This is a genomic window from Bacillus sp. PAMC28571 (genome assembly GCF_014250435.1).
GTDB lineage: Bacteria > Bacillota > Bacilli > Bacillales > Bacillaceae > Bacillus > Bacillus safensis.
On the sequence record NZ_CP060191.1, the window covers coordinates 1,230,070 to 1,249,944 of the forward strand.

Consider the following 19,875-nt stretch of genomic DNA (forward strand, 5'->3'; position numbering starts at 1 on the left):
ACCTATAGATTCGTATATATGCATAGAAAGAGGAGGGTGGATTTTCATGAAGCGACCGATCATCGGGCTTGCACTAGGCTCCGGGGGTGCGAGGGGAATGGCGCATATCGGGGTTTTGTCTAGTCTTGAGAAGCAAGGGATACAGGTAGGTATGATCGCTGGAAGCAGTATTGGCGCACTTGTTGGGAGCTTTTATGCGGCAGGACAAGACGTAGAAAAAATGAAAAAACTTGCACTTGTCTTCAGAAGAAAGTATTATGCTGACTATACACTGCCGAAAATCGGTCTTTTAAAAGGAAATCGAATTTTGCAGCTGATTCACACGTTTACATATGGGAAAAAATTCGAAGAGTTAAGAATGCCCCTTGCGGTGGTTGCCTGTGACCTCGAGACAGGGGAAAAGGTTGTGTTTAAAGAAGGGTCTGTCTCACAAGCAGTCAGAGCAAGCATCAGCATTCCAGGCGTGTTTGTTCCTCACGAAATGGGCGGCAGACAGCTAGTGGATGGAGCGGTTGTTGACCGCATTCCTGTGTCTGTTTTAAAAGAAATGGGCGCAGACCTTATTATCGCCTCTGATGTATCTAGGGTGAAAAAAACCGAAAAGGCGACGAGATTATCGGATGTGATTATGCAAAGTTTGGACATCCTTCAAAATGAATTGGTCCGTCATCAAACCATTCATGCAGATCTCATGATTCGGCCGAGGCTTGAAACATTTAGCTCCAGTTCATTCACTCAGGTTCAGGAGATGATTGAGGCTGGTGAGCTCGCCGCTGACCAATTAACAGGTAAACTGAAAGATGTCATTGATAAATGGGAGTGTTAATCGAATGAAAAAATTGAATATTCGCTGGCTCAGCTTTTTTATCGTTGTTCTTGTCTTATTTGGCTTAACTTTTGTCAAACTGCCGTATTACGTGACAAAGCCGGGTGATGCAACAGAGATTGCCCCTCACATTCAAGTGGATGGTGGATACGGCGAGAAGGGCAGCTTCTCTCTTATGACGATAAAAGTAGGCCCAGCCAATCCGTATACGTATTTGCTTGCGAAAATGAATAAATATGACGAGATCGTCCCAGAAGAAAATATTAAAGCGGACGGAGAGTCGGATGAAGATTATATGAAAAGACAGCTTCAGCTGATGAAAAGCTCTCAAGAAAATGCCATGATTGCAGCGTATACAAAAGCAGGCAAAAAAGTAGATTATACGTTTAATGGGGTATATGCGAGCTACGTCATGAAAGGCATGCCTGCTTACGGCAAAATTGAAGTAGGCGACCGGATTAAAAGCGTTGATGGCAAGACGTATGATTCTGCTGATAAAATGGTGTCGTATATCAGCCGGCAAAAAGCTGGTACATCTGTCCGTTTTGTCCTTGAACGCAACGGCAAGGATATCACGCAGAAAGTGAAGTTGAAGCCTTTTAAAGAAGAGCCGAATCGAGTCGGAATTGGCGTATCTTTATTTACAGACCGAAATGTGAAAGTGTCGCCTTCTATTAAAGTGGATATTGAAAATATCGGCGGCCCGTCGGCAGGTTTAATGATGTCACTTGAAATTTATAATCAGCTGACAAAAGAAGACGAAACACATGGCTATGCGATTGCAGGGACTGGAACGATAGACGCTGATGGTACGGTCGGGCCAATTGGCGGAATAGATCAAAAGGTTGTTGCAGCAGATAAAGCAGGAAAAGATATCTTCTTTGCACCAAATGATAAAGGTGATCCAAATTCAGACTACAAAAATGCAGTGAAAACAGCGAAAGATATTAAAAGTAATATGAAAATCGTTCCTGTGGACACTATGCAGGACGCACTGAACTATTTAAACAAGTTAAAAGAGAAAGCATCTTAAGTGAAAAAAGAGCAGCCTTAGGCTGCTCTCAGCGTGTAGACAAACCCTCGCATTCGGTGTCAGGTCTCTGCGCCGGTACTCACGAATGTCAAATTCGCTCCGTTCCGGTGCTCGCCCTTCCTAGACTTCAAAGGTTTTCTATCACGCTGAAAAGAAGACAAAGGGATAAAATAAAGATCATTTTAGCCCTTTGTCAACAATCAGAGAGCAGCCTTCATCAAAGGCTGCTCTTTTTATCGAGATTGGAAGAGACCAGTCTCTTCATCATAGCGGATCGGTGAGGTTTTAAATTCTGCTTCTGTTAACTTTGTTTGCATTGGTTCGCTGATGGGAAGGCTGAAGACGCGGGAAGCGCGAATGTCAAGATCAAGGGCAGGATGTGAAAAGGAAGACAGCTTGCTGACAAGCGGTACGTCCAATTCCTTTTTGACAAGAGATAAGTATTGCTGACCTTTCTTTGACATACCAAGTAAACGAATGTATGGCGCGTGTTTCTCCTTTAGCAGCTCATGCATAACAGTTTTCTTCACCCTCATTAAAAGGTGCGTATTCATCCGCTGCAGCCTTGTCCACGTATATCGTTTTGTTTTCACAAGTGATAGATATTCCTCGTAGGTGGACGCATGTGTGATCGCCTTTTGCATGCGGTGTTCGATGCCTTCTTCAATTTCATAGATGCCTTCTAATTCTGCTGTATCCATTGTGTGAAACACATGTTTTAAGAAGCTGAAATAGTCTTCTTGCGTATGTAAAAGACCATAAGAAGACTTATAGTCATGTAATTGCTTAAGCGAAGCTTCCGGGAGATAAGAGGCGACAGTTTCAAATGACCCGTTCTCTTTTAAGGCTTTTCGGATGCTTGTCGCGCTTGCGATTTTCTGATGTTTAGGAAGCTCTTGATCATGGTAACCGGATGCAATTCTTTGAGAGGTAAAGGGCTCTATGTGAGGAGATCTCTCTAAGATGGCTTTGACATAGTGGAAGCCTAAAATGTTATTGGGCTTAGACAGGTCCAGTAAGTGTTTAGGATCAATGATCTTTTGAAACGCAGCGGCAGAGGCTGCCGGATAACTAAGCCCTTCTTTGACCTTTGCTTTTGTGAAAAGATCAATTTCTTCTTTTTTTTCATGCCAAGCGTGAGCTGTTCGCTCAAATGTTTTAATGTCCCCATCCTCGCTTCCGAAAAAAAGGGAGCGGCATTTTAAAGCGTCTAAAATGGACACAGCGCCATTTGCAAAAGTTTCTGCCTTTTGCACTGCATAGATGTATGGAAGCTCACATACGATGTCTACACCGTTTTGCAATGCCATTTTTGTACGTGCCCATTTGGAGACGATAGCAGGTTCTCCGCGCTGGAGGAAAGATCCGCTCATGACGGCAATGGCTACATCTGAGGAGGTATGTGTTTTCGCCTGGCGAACATGATAGGCATGTCCATAATGAAATGGATTGTACTCGACAACGACTCCTGTTGCTTTCAATAGATGTTCCGCCTTTCTTGCTATGGTTAAATGGTCTATGCTACAGTAGCATAAGGGAAAAATGAAGCCCATTTTTTTCAGTGTAGGCATTCCGTGAACTGATGTCAAACAACGCTCTAACATCACAAAGGACTGTAAAGAAAAAATATTGACAAATAGCATGATGAAAGCTATAATCATGTTTGTTGCTCTTAGAGGTGATACAATTGAAATGGACAGTTTATCAGTTACATCAAAAAGCTAAAAACAGCTTCGATTTTCATGAGACGGTTGACTTAAATGAACTTACTAGCCTTCATTCAGATATACGTCGCATTTCACCAGTAGAGGTGAAAGGGACTGGAGTGATCGAATCAAAGCAAGTCGCATTTGATTTAACCATCACAGGTGAAATGACATTGCCTTGTTCAAGAACGCTTGTTGATGTAAATTATCCATTTGCGATTTCAACGAAAGAACTATTTGTACTTCATAAGACAGACGATATAGAAGATGAAGACGTATCTGTTGTAGAAGACGATATCATCGACTTAACGCCTATAGTCAAGGAAGAAATTCTTCTTGAAGTGCCGATGCAAATCTTTTGCGACCAAACAGACGTAAAAGGTGCTGCACCACAGGAAGGGAATGACTGGGCGGTCATTTCGGAAGATGCACATCAAAACCGAATTGATCCGCGTCTGGAAGGCTTGAAGAAGCTCTTAGAAGAAAATAATGAATCTTAACTCTTTAAGGAGGTGGGAATAATGGCTGTACCTTTTAGAAGAACTTCTAAAATGAAAAAAAGATTGCGTCGTACGCATTTCAAACTACAAGTACCTGGTATGGTAGCTTGCCCAGAATGCGGTGAAATGAAAATTTCTCATCGTGTCTGCAAATCTTGCGGAACATACAAAGGCAAAGACGTAAAAAGCAACTAATGCTTGATAAAAAAGCGTAAGGGAATTTTCCCTTGCGTTTTTTTATTTGTCTATTTTTTAGGTTTCTCTCCTGCAAATAGTCTATCTACTCTAGTAAGCGCATATGATGTGGTATTCAGATTCAGGGGGGATGATCAATTGACGATTACAAGGCAGGACGCATGGACGCAAGATGAAGATTTACTTTTAGCAGAAGTCGTCTTAAGACACATTCGAGATGGAGGAACGCAGCTTTCCGCATTTGAAGAAGTCGGAAAAGCGTTGTCAAGAACGGCTGCAGCATGTGGATTCAGGTGGAATTCATACGTCAGAAAACAATATCAGGCAGGCATTGAGCTGGCGAAAAAACAGCGGAAAGAACTGCGTAAGAAGATTGGAATTCATTCCTCGGGTTTACCACAAAATACGTTAACGATAGAAGAAAAGGCAACTTCAGTTCAGGCTGAATTGACCTTGCGAGAAGTGATTCAGTTCTTAGAGCAGCTTGAAAAAGAACCTGCTGGCTCTGCTGATTTACGCGAAGAATTAGCGGACACGCAGCATCAACTGAAGTCGCTCACGGAGGAAAATGAACACTTGAAGCGGCAATTAAAAATGACAGAAGAAGATTACCGGGCACTCATTGGGATTGTTGAAAGAGTCAAACAGAATATCAACTTAAAAGAATATGCTAAATAAGAAAGCGCCCCTCACAGAGAAAGGAGGGGCGTTTTGCCATCAGTATTAAGCAGATTCACCTGTATTTTTTTGAATATGGGCAGGTTCCCAGATGAGTGGATTTTCACCTTTATCGCGTTCCATATCATATTTGACCGCTTCAAAGCCCATTTTATCCCAAAAACCGGCGGATTTGACGCGTGGATTGGTCCGGATTGGCAATCCGAAAGATTTGGCAAAATCAACAAGTGCCTCGCCATACCCTTTACGCTGATACCCAGGAAGCACTTCCAGCTTCCACAGCTCTAAATAATCATGATTGTGGTCAAAGTACGTTGTCGTCGAGCCGTCCACTTGATAAAGGCTCATACGTGCGACCAGCTTATCTCCAAAATAAATCCCGTAAAATGGAGAGTTGCTGTCATTTTCAATCATATTACTTTCAAGGTCTTCAAGCATGGATAGTTCTTGTATACCATATTCCTTAAATTGTTTAAATTCCTCTAAAGTTTTGTAATTGATTAGAAGTCGTTTTACTTGTGTCATATGATCTTCCCCCTTACACACATAATGTCGACAGTGATGTCATTGAAGGCGTTTTCATCCCATCCGCCTTAAAAAGTTTTTACACTTATTATTATAGTTTTTAAATTAAAAAAATTCAATCGCGGCGCGCTATCTGCTTTTTGCATCGCGGCTTGAAACTGTTAAAATGGTTGATATGATGAAGTAAACAGAAAAAGGGAAGTGCGGCAGTTGAACATTGGAATCATTGGCGGCGGTGCGATTGGTCTGCTTTGTGCCAGTTATTTATCACAGCATCATGACATCACTGTTTTGACAAGAAGAAAAGAACAAGCAGAGGAGATTCGAACATCAGGAATTAAGCGAACGGTAAAAGGAGAGACATTCCGGGCGTCTGCGGAGGCAAGGGCAGGGATTACAGGAGTATTTGATCTGCTGATTGTGACAGTGAAATATCACCATCTGCAAGAGGTGCTTGATGAACTATCGACATTACCTCGTCAGCGAATCTTATTTTTACAGAATGGAATGGCCCACTTATTAGATTTAGAAAAATGGGACACGTCGCATTCGATATATATAGGTGTCGTAGAGCACGGCGCCATGAAGGTATCAGACCATGCAGTGAACCATACAGGGATCGGTGTCATAAAGTGGGGAGCTTTTCATCCTGAGGATACAGATGATGTGAGAAATGCTTTGAATGAAACGCCAGCCCATTTTCAGATGATTTATACGGATGAATGGAAAAGAGTGCTGGAAGAAAAACTGCTAGTTAATGTTTGCATTAACCCGCTCACGGCTTTATTGCATGTGAAAAATGGAGAATTGATCGCAAATCCTGCATATGAATACATGATGAAATGTGCATTTGAAGAAGCATTGTCCATTCTAGGTCTGGCTGAAGAAGAGCGTCTCTGGTCACACGTCGTTTCAATTTGTAAAAAAACGGCCGCCAATCAATCGTCAATGCTTCAAGATATCGTCAAAGGCCGTGAAACCGAAAGAAAAGCCATCGTTGGCTATCTTTTAAAAAAGGCTCAAGCTCAAGAGATTCTGGCGCCACATCTTACTTTCTTTAATCGAAGCTTGGAAGTATTGGAAAAAAAGCAAACAAAATCTTTTGAGTGAGCTCATTTACATGCTATACTTTTTTCGGGAAACTAACTATTTATTGAAGAAAGGAAGTTCTAAACATGCAATTGACTGAACTTTCCATCCGAAGTCAGAATTTATTCATACGTGATTATATAGAAGAAAAAAAAGAGATGACTGCTTTTTTTGATTATGATATACATTCTGAAGACACATGGAAAAAAAGATACGACGATCTCATGGAAATGAGCTTCCCGCGCGAGGCTTTAGCGGATTATATGAGCGCATACCACGCAAAGTTTGAATCGGCAGCGATGCGTCAGAACATTGAAAAGATCCGTGATGAACGGAGTGTCATGGTGGTTGGAGGACAGCAGGCAGGCTTACTGGCAGGACCGCTTTATACCATACATAAAATCATATCCATTATTCAGTTCGCAAAAGAAAAAGAATCAGCGCTTGGCGTTCCTGTGATTCCAGTCTTTTGGGTAGCAGGTGAGGATCATGACGTAGATGAAATTAATTTTGTCTACACATCCGGCGAAAAAGGTCCAGTCAAGCAAAAGCTGCCATTACATAACGTCAAAAAAACTGCGGCCAAAAGAACACCTCTGCATCAAGAAAAAACAGAAAAATGGCTCCGCGATGTGTTTTCAACGTATGAAGAATCTGCGTATACTAATGACTTGCTTGATCAGCTTCTTCGATGTTTACGCAAATCACAAACGTTTACTGATTTCTTTGAATGGATTGTATGCGACCTTTTTGAAGAAGATGGACTGCTTCTATTTAATTCAGGAGACTTAGGCGTCAAACCACTTGAGCGTACGTTATTCAAGCACATTGTCGAGACAAATGATGCAGTCACAGCTCGTTTGAATGAAACGCAGGCTGCCATGAAACGAGCGGGATATCAGCCGATCATTGAAGCTGGTGACAATCAGGCGAACCTGTTTTACGAATATGATGAAGAGCGCTTCCTTATTGAAAAAGAAAACGGCCAGTTTTCTATATCAGAAGTGGGGCTTACGTGGACAAAAGAAGAGCTTTTGCAGGAAATTGAGGAGCACCCAGAACGGTTCAGCAACAATGTGGTGACGCGTCCCTTAATGCAGGAAACCCTTCTCCCAACACTTGCTTTTATGGCAGGACACGGTGAAGTCAACTATTGGGGAGAACTGAAAGGAATCTTTGAGCATTTTGAATTAAAGATGGCACCCGTTCTTCCAAGACTGCACGTGACCATTCTTGAAAGGCACATCGATAAGAAGCTGCCGGTCAGAGAACTTTCTCTAGAAGAAGTGCTCACAAACGGAGTAAAAGAAAAGAAAGAGGCTCACTTTGAGCAAAGCCTTCCAGACAGCTTTGTTCAAGCCGTTGATCAAGCGAAACGTGAATTAGCGAATGCTCATGGTGTATTGAGGCAAGAAGCACTGAAGGTTGAACCAAACTTCGAGCAGCTGCTAGATAAAAATGCCAAATTTATCGAAGATCAGCTTCAATTTGTTTATCAAAAGGTGGCGCAGCGTGTGGAAGAGAAGGAAGGATATATCCTTCGAGATTTTGAACGGATTGAAAACAGCTTAAAACCATTAGATGCCCCGCAAGAAAGAATTTGGAATATCATGTACTTTTTAAACAAATATGGTCCAGAATTCTTCAAAACGTTCAAAAATCTGCCATTTTCATTTCAAAACAAGCAGCAAATTGTCAAACTTTGAAATAAAGTTTTAATGAACCCTGACTAGTTCAGGGTTTTTTTTTATGTAGAAACAGTGTAAAATAAGTTTTGTGGAGAGAAGTGGTGGATAGTGGAGAGTAAGGGTGAGAAAGTGGGGCTCTGATTATCATGTTCATGGGTGAATACCAACATACGATTGATACAAAAGGGCGCATGATCATCCCTGCTAAATTTAGAGACGGTCTCGGAGAACAGTTTGTGCTGACGAGAGGGCTTGATCAATGTTTATTTGGCTACCCTATGAGTGAGTGGAAACTAATTGAAGAGAAACTCAAAGCACTGCCGCTAACGAAAAAAGATGCACGTGCGTTTACCCGGTTCTTCTTCTCCGGCGCAGTTGAATGCGATCTGGACAAGCAGGGGCGCATTAACATCGCATCAAACCTACTCCAATATGCAAAACTCGAAAAAGAATGTGTGGTCATCGGCGTTTCAAATCGAATTGAGTTGTGGAGTAAGTCGATCTGGGAACAATATACAGAAGAGCAAGAAGATTCTTTTGCTGAAATTGCTGAAAACATGATTGGGTTTGATATATAATAATCCCTTGTGCAGCAAGCTTTCTACACATTCATTTCTATTTGAAAAAGGTGGGACCATAACATCATGTTTCAACATGAGACAGTATTATTAAAAGAAACAGTTGACGGTTTAAACGTCAAAGAAGACGGTACATATGTAGACTGCACGCTGGGCGGAGCAGGTCATAGCTCATATTTACTATCTCAACTATCAGAAAAAGGTACATTGATTGGATTTGACCAAGACGATGCTGCACTGGATCATGCACGAGAGAAGCTCGCGGATTCAAAAGCGAACATTCTTTTCATAAAGAGCAACTTCCGATATTTAAAAGAACGTCTGAATGAACAAGGCATTACAAGCGTAGACGGTGTGATTTTTGACCTTGGGGTTTCATCTCCTCAGCTCGACACACCAGAGAGAGGCTTTAGTTATCACCATGATGCACCTCTTGACATGCGAATGGATCAAACAGCCGCATTGTCGGCAAAACAAGTGGTGAATGAATGGCCATTTGAAGATCTAGTTCGGATTTTCTACAAATATGGGGAAGAAAAATTCAGCAAGCAAATCGCACGCAAAATTGAAGAAGCTAGAAAAAAAGCGCCAATTGAAACAACAGGTGAGCTTGTCGACATTATCAAAGAAGGAATTCCCGCACCTGCAAGACGAACAGGCGGACATCCAGCAAAAAGAGTGTTTCAAGCGATCCGAATTGCTGTCAATGATGAATTAAAAGTTTTTGAAGAAGCACTAGAACAAGCAATAGAGTTACTCAATCCGAAGGGGAGAATTTCTGTCATTACATTCCATTCACTTGAAGACCGGATTTGTAAAAGTACATTTAAAGAAATGTCTTCTCTTCCAGAACTTCCGCACGGACTACCAGTGATTCCAGAAGGACTTGAACCAAAGCTGAAGCTGATCACGAGAAAACCAATCGTTGCATCAGAACAAGAGCTGGAACATAACAACCGTGCCCGTTCAGCGAAGCTCCGAATTGCAGAAAAAAAGTAAAACGACACCATAGATGATGATAAAAAGGAGGTTTCTTATGAGTAATTTGGCTTACCAAAGAGAAGTAAAACAATATCAAACAGAGCAGCAAGGCCAATCGGTTGTTATTAAAAGAAGAGGTTCTATCACACTTGGTGAAAAAATCTTACTTGTCATGTTTGTCATGGCTCTTATGTGCAGCTCCATTCTCATCATTTCTAAAGCCTTTGCTGTCTATCACGCCAATATCGAGGTGCAGAAATTAGAGCAGCAAGTATCTTTAGAATCGAAGAAGATCACTGAGCTTCAAAAGGAAAAAGACTTGCTGAGTGAACCGGAGAGAGTCATTGATACTGCGAAAAAAGCTGGCTTAAGCATTTCGAAAGATGTTAAGAAGGTCGATTAAGATGGCGATGCCTAAAAAGAATAAAATGATGAACAGAGGCGCGGCAATTGCGAGTATTTGCTTCGCCCTGTTTTTCTTTATCATCCTTGCACGTTTTATTTATATTCAGATTACAGGAACGGTCGATGGCCAAGTGTTAGCTGCAAAGGCAAATGAACAATATCAATCGAAGAAAACACTTGAAGCGAAAAGAGGGTCTATTTTAGACCGAAATGGGAATGTAATTGCCGAGGATACGTCTGTCTATAAGCTCATTGCGATCATGAGCAAGAAAATGACGGTCGATCCAAAGCACCCAATGCATGTCGTTGACAAAGAAAAGACAGCAAAAGAGCTGTCAAAAGTCATTGATATGAGTGAAAGCGAAATTTTAAAGCGTCTGAATACAAAAGATGCGTTCCAAGTGGAGTTTGGTAAAGCTGGGAAAGACATCAGTTTTTCAACAAAGGAAAAAATTGAAAAGCTAAAGCTTCCAGGGATCGCATTTGAAAAAGACACGAAGCGATATTATCCAAACGGCATGTTTGCGTCGAATCTGATCGGTTATGCAAGATTAGATGAGGCAACGAAGGACATGTCAGGCGCGATGGGACTTGAGAAGGCACTGAACAAATTTTTAAAAGAAAAAGACGGCTATGTGACATATAACAGTGACAGAAGCGGATGGGCTCTTCCAAATAGTAAAGAAGACATTGTCGCTCCGAAGGATGGAAAAAATGTCACGCTGACCATCGATCAAAAAATCCAAGCGTTCCTTGAAGAAAGTATGACGCAGGTTGCCAAAAAATATAAACCGAAGAAAATCATTGCCACAGTCGTTGACCCAAAAACGGGAAAGGTGCTCGCGATGGGACAGCGGCCAAGCTTTAATTTAAATGAATTAGACATTACGAATTATAACAATGATGTCATTTCATATGCGTTTGAACCAGGTTCAACGATGAAAATCTTTACACTTGCTGCGGCAATCCAAGAAGGGGTCTATCAAGGCAATGATAAATATCAATCTGGTACTTATAAAGTAGGAGGCGGCCTTGTAAGAGATCACAACAATGGAAATGGCTGGGGAAAAATTGACTTTCATGAAGGGGTTCTCCGTTCGTCTAACGTAGCTTTTGCAAAGCTGGCAAAAGAAAAATTAGGCTTCACGCGCTACGAACAATATTTGCAGAAGTTCCATTTCTATGACAAAACAGGTATTGACTTACCGAACGAAGCGTCTAGTAAAATCAATTACAGATACGAATATGACAAAGCATCGACGGCTTACGGTCAAGCGTCTGCCATTACACCGATTCAACAAATCGAAGCAGCGACAGCGATAGCAAACGGCGGAACGATGATGAAGCCATATGTCATTGATCATATTACAGACCCGAACACAAACAAAACGATTTTACAGCACGAACCAACAGTAGCTGGAAAACCAATTTCCTCTGATACAGCAAAGCAAGTCCGTGACATTTTAGGTGAGGTGGTTTCCTCGAAGATTGGAACAGGCCAGCCTTACCAAATCAAAGGATTTGATGTTGCTGGGAAAACAGGAACAGGACAAATTGGCGGTGCCGGCGGTTATCTCAAAGGAAGAAACGATTACGTCTTTTCATTTATGGGAATGGCGCCAAAAGATGATCCGAAGCTGCTCGTTTATGTAGCTGTACAGCAGCCGCAGCTGTCTGATACAGAAACTGGCTCTGCCCCAGTTGCACAAATCTTTAACCCAGTGATGAAAAATAGTCTGCTATATTTAAATATTGCACCAACAAAAACAGACGATAAAAAATCAGGCGAACAAAAAGTGAAACAAGAAACAATGCCTTCATTCTTAGATTTAGAAGTGAAGCAGGCGGAAACAGAAGCCCAAAACAAAAACTTAACGCCTGTTGTCATCGGTGACGGTCTCTCCATTAAACGACAGTGGCCAAGTGCAGGCTCTGAATTCTCTGAAAGCCAGAAAGTTTTCTTGAAAACTGCAGGAAAAACGATAAAAATGCCTGATATGACAGGCTGGTCGAGACGGGAAGTCCTTCAATATGCATCCATTTCCGGTGTGCATATCGAAACAAAAGGACAAGGATATGCTGTCAAACAAAGTGTGAAAAATGGAGCGGAGATTTCAGATAAAGTCGTCACTGTGACATTTAAAAGCCCGAATTAACTGCAAAACCTAGCAAACCACTTGCTAGGTTTTTTCTTTTGCCGGCGGGATAGACGAGACGTTCTACATAAGGACGGGCCTGCATATGATGGAAACAAGCCATATGTATGTAAGGAGTGAACCGGGCGTGCGAGTATCAAGTGTAACAGTGAGAAAACGATTGCTTTTCGTGCTGCTGTTTGGGGTGATCATTTTTTTCATCATAGATACTAGATTAGGATATGTACAGTTTATTATGGGCGAGAAGCTCACAAGCTTAGCAAAAGATTCATGGAGCCGGAATCTCCCGTTCGAACCAGAAAGGGGAGATATTTTGGACCGAAATGGGGTAGAGCTTGCGACGAACAAAAGTGCCCCATCTATATTGGTCGTCCCGCGGCAAATTAAAGATCCCGCAGAAACAAGCAAAAAACTGGCGGCAGTACTGAATATGTCTGAAGAGAAAGCGTACAAGCACGTCACAAAGAAAACATCCATCGAACGAATTTCTCCAGAAGGCAGAAAAGTATCTCATGAAAAAGCAAAAGAAGTCAGAGAGCTTGATTTAGATGGCGTTTATGTTGCGGAAGACAGCATCAGACACTATCCGTTTGGCAGTTTTCTTTCTCATGTGCTGGGCTTCGCTGGAATTGATAATCAAGGGTTACTTGGACTGGAAGCCTATTATGATGATGACCTAAAAGGTGAAAAAGGCTCTGTCAAGTTCTATTCCGATGCAAAAGGGCAGAAAATGCCAGATGAAGCAGATGATTATACACCACCTAAAGATGGTCTTGATATGAAGTTAACTGTCGATGCGAAGGTGCAAACCATTATAGAACGGGAATTAGACAATGCGCAGGCAAAATATAACCCAGATGGGATGATTGCAATTGCGATGAACCCGAAGAACGGTGAAGTGCTTGGGATGTCGAGCAGACCGGATTTTGATCCAGCGGATTATCAATCAGTTGACTCGAAAGTGTTTAACCGAAATCTACCGGTGTGGAGCACATATGAGCCAGGTTCGACGTTTAAAATTATTACGCTTGCAGCAGCACTAGAAGAGAAAAAAGTCAATTTAAAACGAGATCATTTTTTTGACAGCGGTTCTGTGACAGTTGATGGTGCAAGACTTAGGTGCTGGAAAAAAGGCGGCCACGGATCACAGTCATTTTTAGAAGTGGTTCAAAACTCCTGTAACCCCGGTTTTGTTGAACTAGGCGACCGTCTAGGAAAGGATAAATTATTTTCCTATATTAAAAATTTCGGATTTGGTCAAAAAACAGGAATCGATCTTCAAGGGGAAGGGCGAGGCATTTTGTTCCCGCTGGACCGGGTTGGCCCTGTAGAGCAGGCGACAACTGCCTTTGGTCAAGGTGTATCTGTTACGCCGATACAGCAAGTAGCTGCCGTAGCAGCTGCGGTAAATGGCGGAACACTTTACACGCCGTACATCGCAAAAGAATGGATAGATCCAATCACAAAAGAGGTAGTGAAAAAGCAATCACCGATTGCCAAAAAGAAAGTGATTTCAGCAGAAACATCCAAAGAAATCAGATATGCGCTTGAAAGTGTAGTCGCTCAAGGAACTGGCCGAAATGCATTTGTTGAAGGATATCGAGTTGGCGGAAAAACAGGGACAGCACAGAAGGTAAAAGACGGCAAGTACATGGAAAATAACCACATTGTGTCATTTATCGGGTTTGCGCCTGCTGATGATCCGAGTATCGTTGTATATGTGGCTGTAGATAACCCGAAAGGCACTATTCAATTTGGCGGGACAGTTGCTGCACCAATTGTGGGTCATATTATGCGGGACAGCCTGCCTGAGATGGGTGTGAAAAAAAGAAAAGGACAAATTGAAAAGAAGTACCAGTGGCTGGACACAAAAACCATTGAAGTACCGAATCTTGTAGGGGGATCTGTTTCAGACCTTGAATCCTTACTGATTAACCTTAAGATCGATGCTTCTGGAACTGGCAGTAAAGTGGTGAAGCAATCGCCTGCTGCCGGGACAAAAGTCAAAGAAGGCTCCACCATCAGATTATACTTAAACGATGAATAATAAAGAATGAACAGAGGGTAGCCGCACTCATTCGGCTGCCTCTTTTTGTTGAAAGAGAAGTTCTGTTTGAAAAAAAGAGCCTAAAGTGTGTTTTTTCCAAGAGAAACTTAAGGAATACGCTGGATGTATCCTTTTTTTTACGATAAAATATAGACTGTGTGTTTTTTTCGCAAGACATGCACGTGAACGAATTTGAGAGGTTTGATATGAAATGAAATTACAAGAACTCCTTACATACTTTAAAAGTGAAAACAACGAATTAATAAACGAAAATCCTGATATCACTTCCATCGAAATGGATTCTAGAGAGGTGAAAAAAGGAAGCCTTTTTGTCTGTATAAAAGGCTATACAGTAGATGGACACGATTATGCTGAAAAAGCGGTGAAAAGCGGGGCTGCAGCGATTGTAGCAGAACACCCTCTTAACATAACAGATGTACCAGTCATTATTGTGAAACACTCTCAAAGAGCTCTTGCAAGAATAGCTGATGCGTTTTACGAACAGCCAACTCATAAGCTGAATCTCATCGGGATCACAGGCACAAACGGAAAAACTTCCACAACACACATGATTGAACAAATGATGAGAAAAGCCGAAAAGAAAACAGGCTTAATCGGTACGATGTATATGAAGGTGAATGACGACATTCTCGATGTGAAAAACACCACACCTGAAAGTGTCACACTTCAGAAAACTTTTAAACAGATGCTTGACCAAGATGTAGACACAGCCATTATGGAAGTATCATCACATGCACTGCATCTTGGCAGGGTACATGGATGTGATTATGATATTGCCGTTTTCACAAACCTTTCTCAGGATCATCTTGATTACCACAATACAATGGAAGAATATAAACATGCGAAAAGCTTGCTATTCTCACAGCTTGGCAGTGCCTTTCATCACGATAAGCCGAAGCATGCGATTTTAAATGCAGATGATGACGCTTCGAGTTATTATGAAAAAGTGACAGCTGCTGAAGTCATGACATATGGCTTAGAGCAAAAAGCAGATGTAATGGCAAAGAATATTCAAATCAAACCGAAGGGAACTCAATTTGATTTGATCACTCCAATTGGCACAAAAAATGTGACAGTTGCCCTCATCGGTAAGTTTAATGTGTACAACATCCTAGCAGCTGTATCAGTAGGGATCGTATCTGGCTTAACATTTGAAACGATTGTAAGTGCTATTGAAGAGCTGGAGGGAGTCAAAGGCCGATTTGAACTTGTGAACTGTGATCAAGATTTCCCTGTTATCGTCGATTACGCCCATACACCTGACAGCTTAGAAAATGTCCTGACAACGTGTAGAGAATTAACAGAGGGCAAAATTTTCTGTGTGATAGGCTGCGGCGGCGATCGTGATAAAACAAAGCGTCCTCAAATGGCCCAAATCGCTGTGAAGTATGCAGATGAACCTGTATTTACATCAGACAACCCAAGAAGCGAAGATCCTTCAGTTATTTTGAAGGATATGGAAAATGGGGTGCCAGACGCATATTATCATAGTTTTGTGAATCGCAAACAAGCCATCTTTTTTGCAATTGCCAATGCGAAAAAAGGCGATACAGTCTTAATAGCGGGTAAAGGTCATGAGACATATCAAATCGTCGGCGATCAAGTTTACGATTTTGATGATGCAAAGGTTGCTATGGACGCTATTTTAGATCTAAACAAATCTTAAAATGATGAAAAGAGTGTAATGAAATGAAGCATTTTGTACAAAAACAACATACGAAGAACGCGAATGAATACCTTAATAATGAATGTGATTTTCTGATGGAAAACGGCTTTGGAAATTCGGAAGGAGTAAAGAACGATGCTTGAACAGGTGATATTGTTTACAATCATAATGGGATTTTTAATCAGTGTTCTTTTATCCCCGATTTTTATTCCGTTTTTAAGAAGGCTTAAATTTGGTCAAAGTATTAGAGAAGAAGGACCACAGTCTCACCAAAAGAAATCAGGTACTCCGACAATGGGCGGAATTATGATTATCTTTTCTATTACCATTACAACGATTGTGATGATCAACAAATTTTCTGAGATTAGTCCAGAAATGTTTTTATTGTTATTTGTCACGCTTGGCTACGGTCTATTAGGGTTTTTAGATGATTATATTAAAGTAGCGATGAAACGAAACCTAGGTTTAACATCGAAACAGAAATTAATTGGTCAAATTGTGATCGCAGTGATTTTTTATGCAGTCTTCCATTATTATCAGTTTGCAACGACGATTCGCATTCCAGGAACAGATGTGAGCTTCGATTTAGGATGGGCTTACTTTATCCTTGTCGTTTTCATGCTTGTCGGAGGTTCTAATGCCGTGAACTTAACGGATGGACTGGATGGTCTATTATCTGGAACCGCGGCTATTGCCTTTGGAGCCTTTGCTATATTGGCTTGGAATCAATCACAGTACGATGTAGCGATCTTTTCAGTAGCTGTTGCTGGAGCCGTTCTTGGGTTTCTTGTGTTTAACGCGCATCCTGCAAAAGTATTTATGGGTGATACAGGGTCGCTTGCTTTAGGCGGAGCGATTGTAGCAATTGCGATTTTAACAAAGCTTGAAATTTTACTTGTCATTATTGGAGGAGTATTTGTTGTCGAAACGTTATCCGTTATTCTTCAAGTGATCTCCTTTAAAACAACTGGAAAAAGAATCTTTAAGATGAGTCCGCTTCACCACCACTATGAGTTAGTTGGCTGGTCTGAGTGGAGAGTAGTTGTCACCTTCTGGACAGCTGGTTTATTACTTGCTGTTTTAGGAATTTACATCGAGGTGTGGTTATAATTGAATAAGATGCAAATGTTAAAAAACGAACATGTATTAGTATTAGGTCTTGCAAAAAGCGGATATGCGGCAGCTTCAATTCTTCATGAGCATGGAGTAAATGTCATAGTAAATGACCAAAAGCCGTTTGAAGAAAATGAACCTGCTCAGCTTCTTTCTGAAAAGGGGATTGATGTCGTTTGCGGCAGCCATCCTCTTCGTATGTTCGATGATAAAGAAATTACGATTTTAATTAAAAATCCAGGAATTCCATATGAAAATGTGATGGTTCAAGAAGCGCTTCGCCGACGAATTCCAGTTTGGACGGAAATAGAATTAGCTTATCATTTAACCTCAGCTCCTTTTATTGGGATTACTGGTTCAAATGGAAAAACCACTACCACGACTTTGATTTATGAAATGTTGAAACAAGACAGTCAAAAAACTTTAGTAGCAGGTAATATTGGCACAGTTGCCAGCGAAGTCGCTGCAAAGGCAGCTGGCGATGAGTGGATCGTAACTGAACTCTCTTCTTTTCAGTTAATGGGAACAGTTGATTTCAGACCTAAAATCAGCTTAATATTAAATATTTTTGATGCACATTTAGACTATCACCACACTCGTGATGAATATGAAAAAGCAAAGCAGAAAATATACGCACATCAACTTGAAGATGACATAGCTGTTATTAACCTCGATGATCCATCAGTCGTAAAACTGGCTGAAGCTTCAAAAGCAAAAAAAGTGTTTTTCTCAGTGAAAGAGCAAGTAGAACATGGTGCGTATATTAAAAATGGTGCGATCTACTACATGAATGAACATATCATCGATTTAAAGGATGTTGTTCTTCCTGGTGAGCATAACCAAGAAAATATTTTGGCGGCTATTTGTGTTGTGAAAAATGCAGGCTGTTCAAATGAAGCAATCACACACGTTCTCACGACATTTAGTGGAGTGAAGCATCGTCTGCAGTTTGTAGATACAATTCAAAGCAGAAAATTCTATAACGATAGTAAAGCTACCAATATACTGGCAACAAGTAAAGCATTGTCAGCTTTTAATCAGCCGACCATTTTACTAGCTGGCGGGCTTGATCGCGGCAATGAATTTGATGAATTGAAACCTTTTATGAAAAATGTAAAAGGAATTATCACATTTGGTGAGACGGCACCTAAGTTTGTGAAGCTTGGTGAAGAACTGGGAATACATCACGTAAAACATGTCGATAATGTTGAACAAGCAGTACCTGCGGCGTTTAACATTTCTGAAGAAGAAGACGTGATTTTATTATCCCCGGCTTGTGCAAGCTGGGATCAACATAAAACATTTGAAGAACGTGGAGACATGTTTGTAAACGCCGTGCATATGCTTAAATAAGGGCTTGTCTCTCGTATGACTGACAGCCCAAATGAAATTATGCTTGGGGTGTCGGTCTCTTGACGAATAAGAAAACTTCTCCGGACTTTTTGCTTGTTGTCATTACGTTACTTTTATTGACGATTGGTTTAATTATGGTGTACAGCGCTAGTGCTGTGTGGGCATCGTATAAATTTGATGATTCGTTTTATTTTGCAAAAAGACAGCTTTTGTTTGCCGGAATCGGAGTTATCGCGATGTTTTTCATTATGCGAGTCGATTATTGGACGTGGCGGACTTGGTCAAAGATATTGATTGCTGTTTGTTTTCTCCTTTTGCTGCTTGTACTTATTCCTGGTATCGGTATGGAGAGAAATGGATCAAGAAGCTGGATCGGTGTCGGTGCGTTTAGTATTCAGCCCTCTGAATTTATGAAGCTTGCGATGATTGCGTTTCTTGCAAAATTCTTATCTGAAAAACAAAAAAATATCACATCCTTTCGTAAAGGTTTCGCACCAGCATTAGGCATTGTGTTTTCTGCATTTGCCATCATCATGCTGCAGCCAGATTTGGGAACAGGGACGGTAATGGTTGGAACCTGTATTATTATGATATTTGTTTCAGGTGCGAGAATTGCTCACTTTATATTTCTCGGTCTTTTAGGGCTCAGCGGATTTGCTGCACTAGTCTTATCAGCGCCCTACCGCATAAAACGAATTACATCGTACTTAAATCCTTGGGAAGATCCACTAGGCAGTGGGTTTCAAATTATTCAATCCTTATACGCTGTTGGTCCAGGCGGTCTGTTCGGAATGGGTCTCGGTCAAAGTAGACAAAAATTCTTTTATTTACCTGAACCTCAAACAGACTTCATCTTTGCAATATTGTCTGAAGAGCTTGGCTTTATAGGAGGATCACTCATTTTGCTGCTCTTTAGTGTTCTATTATGGAGAGGCATACGAATAGCACTTGGAGCACCAGACTTATATGGAAGTTTCCTAGCAGTTGGTATTATTTCAATGGTTGCCATTCAAGTGATGATTAATATCGCAGTTGTTACTGGACTTATCCCTGTGACAGGTATCACGCTCCCATTCCTAAGTTATGGCGGCTCATCACTGACATTAATGCTGATGGCAATTGGCGTACTTTTGAATGTAAGCAGGTACGCTAGATATTAATGCTGCTAGTTCATGAAACCATGATGACATTTATTTTGCAAAAGTACAAAAAAATGATTTGAAGAGTAGAAATGACAGATTTTGTATTGGAAACATGTTTTTCGACTCTTCTTTACAGGTTTTAACGGAGCCCTGTTGTTTAAAACAGGGTTTAT

At 41.1% G+C, this 19,875-nt stretch carries 18 protein-coding genes; 16 read left to right on the forward strand and 2 right to left on the reverse strand.

The features are described from left to right. Positions 1-46: 46 nt before the first annotated feature. Positions 47-826 carry a patatin-like phospholipase family protein gene (locus H7F25_RS06085; protein WP_185854376.1) on the forward strand — a complete coding sequence of 260 codons (780 nt, stop codon included), beginning with the start codon at positions 47-49 and terminating at the stop codon, positions 824-826. A 4-nt stretch (positions 827-830) separates the two neighbouring features. Beyond that, positions 831-1,859 (forward strand): SepM family pheromone-processing serine protease, encoded by a 1,029-nt coding sequence (locus H7F25_RS06090; protein ID WP_024424271.1) that lies wholly within the window; start codon positions 831-833, stop codon positions 1,857-1,859. 233 nt (positions 1,860-2,092) lie between these two features. On the opposite strand, the gene H7F25_RS06095 is transcribed toward H7F25_RS06090, so the two are convergent. Continuing rightward, entirely contained in the window at positions 2,093-3,340 is a 1,248-nt protein-coding gene (locus H7F25_RS06095; RefSeq protein ID WP_185854377.1) for a nucleotidyltransferase, read from the reverse strand. A 206-nt stretch (positions 3,341-3,546) separates the two neighbouring features. On the opposite strand from H7F25_RS06095, the gene H7F25_RS06100 reads away from it, so the two are divergent. The 3 genes from H7F25_RS06100 (at position 3,547) to gerR (ending at position 4,938) form a co-directional block, all read left to right on the forward strand. Then, entirely contained in the window at positions 3,547-4,065 is a 519-nt protein-coding gene (locus H7F25_RS06100; protein WP_019743276.1) for a YceD family protein, read from the forward strand. Positions 4,066-4,086: 21 nt separating this feature from the next. After that, complete coding sequence (rpmF, locus tag H7F25_RS06105) at positions 4,087-4,260, forward strand: 50S ribosomal protein L32 (protein WP_008354700.1); 174 nt, start codon at positions 4,087-4,089, stop codon at positions 4,258-4,260. Positions 4,261-4,398: 138 nt separating this feature from the next. Beyond that, positions 4,399-4,938: a sporulation-specific transcriptional regulator GerR gene (gene gerR, locus H7F25_RS06110; RefSeq protein WP_024426922.1), complete on the forward strand. Its 540-nt coding sequence runs from the start codon at positions 4,399-4,401 to the stop codon at positions 4,936-4,938. Positions 4,939-4,983: 45 nt separating this feature from the next. Here the strand turns inward: gerR and H7F25_RS06115 are convergent, their stop codons facing one another. Continuing rightward, entirely contained in the window at positions 4,984-5,463 is a 480-nt protein-coding gene (locus H7F25_RS06115) for an N-acetyltransferase (protein ID WP_007499784.1), read from the reverse strand. A gap of 210 nt (positions 5,464-5,673) precedes the next feature. Here H7F25_RS06115 and H7F25_RS06120 point away from each other — a divergent pair, with 210 nt between their 5' ends. From H7F25_RS06120 to spoVE, 11 genes are all read left to right on the forward strand, one after another. Further along, a complete protein-coding gene (locus tag H7F25_RS06120) occupies positions 5,674-6,573 on the forward strand; it encodes a 2-dehydropantoate 2-reductase (RefSeq protein ID WP_185854378.1) in 900 nt (299 codons plus the stop codon). A gap of 65 nt (positions 6,574-6,638) precedes the next feature. Further along, positions 6,639-8,258 (forward strand): bacillithiol biosynthesis cysteine-adding enzyme BshC, encoded by a 1,620-nt coding sequence (gene bshC / locus H7F25_RS06125; protein WP_185854379.1) that lies wholly within the window; start codon positions 6,639-6,641, stop codon positions 8,256-8,258. A 128-nt stretch (positions 8,259-8,386) separates the two neighbouring features. Then, complete coding sequence (gene mraZ / locus H7F25_RS06130; RefSeq protein WP_003211163.1) at positions 8,387-8,818, forward strand: division/cell wall cluster transcriptional repressor MraZ; 432 nt, start codon at positions 8,387-8,389, stop codon at positions 8,816-8,818. A 66-nt stretch (positions 8,819-8,884) separates the two neighbouring features. Beyond that, on the forward strand, positions 8,885-9,817 hold the full coding sequence (gene rsmH, locus H7F25_RS06135) for a 16S rRNA (cytosine(1402)-N(4))-methyltransferase RsmH (protein ID WP_024426925.1): 933 nt from the start codon (positions 8,885-8,887) through the stop codon (positions 9,815-9,817). A 37-nt stretch (positions 9,818-9,854) separates the two neighbouring features. Then, the gene (gene ftsL / locus H7F25_RS06140) at positions 9,855-10,202 is read left to right on the forward strand and encodes a cell division protein FtsL (RefSeq protein WP_024424265.1); all 348 of its coding nucleotides are present in this window, start codon (positions 9,855-9,857) and stop codon (positions 10,200-10,202) included. Between the two features lie 7 nt (positions 10,203-10,209). Then, a complete protein-coding gene (locus H7F25_RS06145; RefSeq protein ID WP_208300729.1) occupies positions 10,210-12,360 on the forward strand; it encodes a penicillin-binding protein in 2,151 nt (716 codons plus the stop codon). A gap of 127 nt (positions 12,361-12,487) precedes the next feature. Then, complete coding sequence (locus tag H7F25_RS06150) at positions 12,488-14,407, forward strand: stage V sporulation protein D (RefSeq protein ID WP_024424263.1); 1,920 nt, start codon at positions 12,488-12,490, stop codon at positions 14,405-14,407. Positions 14,408-14,618: 211 nt separating this feature from the next. Continuing rightward, entirely contained in the window at positions 14,619-16,094 is a 1,476-nt protein-coding gene (locus tag H7F25_RS06155) for a UDP-N-acetylmuramoyl-L-alanyl-D-glutamate--2,6-diaminopimelate ligase (RefSeq protein WP_185854380.1), read from the forward strand. Between the two features lie 135 nt (positions 16,095-16,229). After that, the gene (gene mraY / locus H7F25_RS06160; RefSeq protein WP_003211854.1) at positions 16,230-17,204 is read left to right on the forward strand and encodes a phospho-N-acetylmuramoyl-pentapeptide-transferase; all 975 of its coding nucleotides are present in this window, start codon (positions 16,230-16,232) and stop codon (positions 17,202-17,204) included. Between the two features lie 9 nt (positions 17,205-17,213). After that, complete coding sequence (gene murD / locus H7F25_RS06165) at positions 17,214-18,560, forward strand: UDP-N-acetylmuramoyl-L-alanine--D-glutamate ligase (protein ID WP_370880880.1); 1,347 nt, start codon at positions 17,214-17,216, stop codon at positions 18,558-18,560. Positions 18,561-18,619: 59 nt separating this feature from the next. Then, entirely contained in the window at positions 18,620-19,720 is a 1,101-nt protein-coding gene (gene spoVE, locus H7F25_RS06170) for a stage V sporulation protein E (protein WP_024424259.1), read from the forward strand. Positions 19,721-19,875: the final 155 nt, after the last annotated feature.

Excerpts from the sequence above, each read along its gene's own strand:
- rpmF (WP_008354700.1), top strand. The coding sequence starts at position 4,087 with ATGGCTGTACCTTTTAGAAGAACTTCTAAAATGAAAAAAAGATTGCGT.
- H7F25_RS06090 (WP_024424271.1), top strand. The coding sequence starts at position 831 with ATGAAAAAATTGAATATTCGCTGGCTCAGCTTTTTTATCGTTGTTCTT.
- H7F25_RS06155 (WP_185854380.1), top strand. The coding sequence starts at position 14,619 with ATGAAATTACAAGAACTCCTTACATACTTTAAAAGTGAAAACAACGAA.
- mraY (WP_003211854.1), top strand. The coding sequence starts at position 16,230 with ATGCTTGAACAGGTGATATTGTTTACAATCATAATGGGATTTTTAATC.
- H7F25_RS06085 (WP_185854376.1), top strand. The coding sequence starts at position 47 with ATGAAGCGACCGATCATCGGGCTTGCACTAGGCTCCGGGGGTGCGAGG.
- rsmH (WP_024426925.1), top strand. The coding sequence starts at position 8,885 with ATGTTTCAACATGAGACAGTATTATTAAAAGAAACAGTTGACGGTTTA.
- H7F25_RS06115 (WP_007499784.1), bottom strand. The coding sequence starts at position 5,463 with ATGACACAAGTAAAACGACTTCTAATCAATTACAAAACTTTAGAGGAA.
- ftsL (WP_024424265.1), top strand. The coding sequence starts at position 9,855 with ATGAGTAATTTGGCTTACCAAAGAGAAGTAAAACAATATCAAACAGAG.
- murD (WP_370880880.1), top strand. The coding sequence starts at position 17,214 with ATGCAAATGTTAAAAAACGAACATGTATTAGTATTAGGTCTTGCAAAA.
- H7F25_RS06145 (WP_208300729.1), top strand. The coding sequence starts at position 10,210 with ATGCCTAAAAAGAATAAAATGATGAACAGAGGCGCGGCAATTGCGAGT.
- bshC (WP_185854379.1), top strand. The coding sequence starts at position 6,639 with ATGCAATTGACTGAACTTTCCATCCGAAGTCAGAATTTATTCATACGT.
- mraZ (WP_003211163.1), top strand. The coding sequence starts at position 8,387 with ATGTTCATGGGTGAATACCAACATACGATTGATACAAAAGGGCGCATG.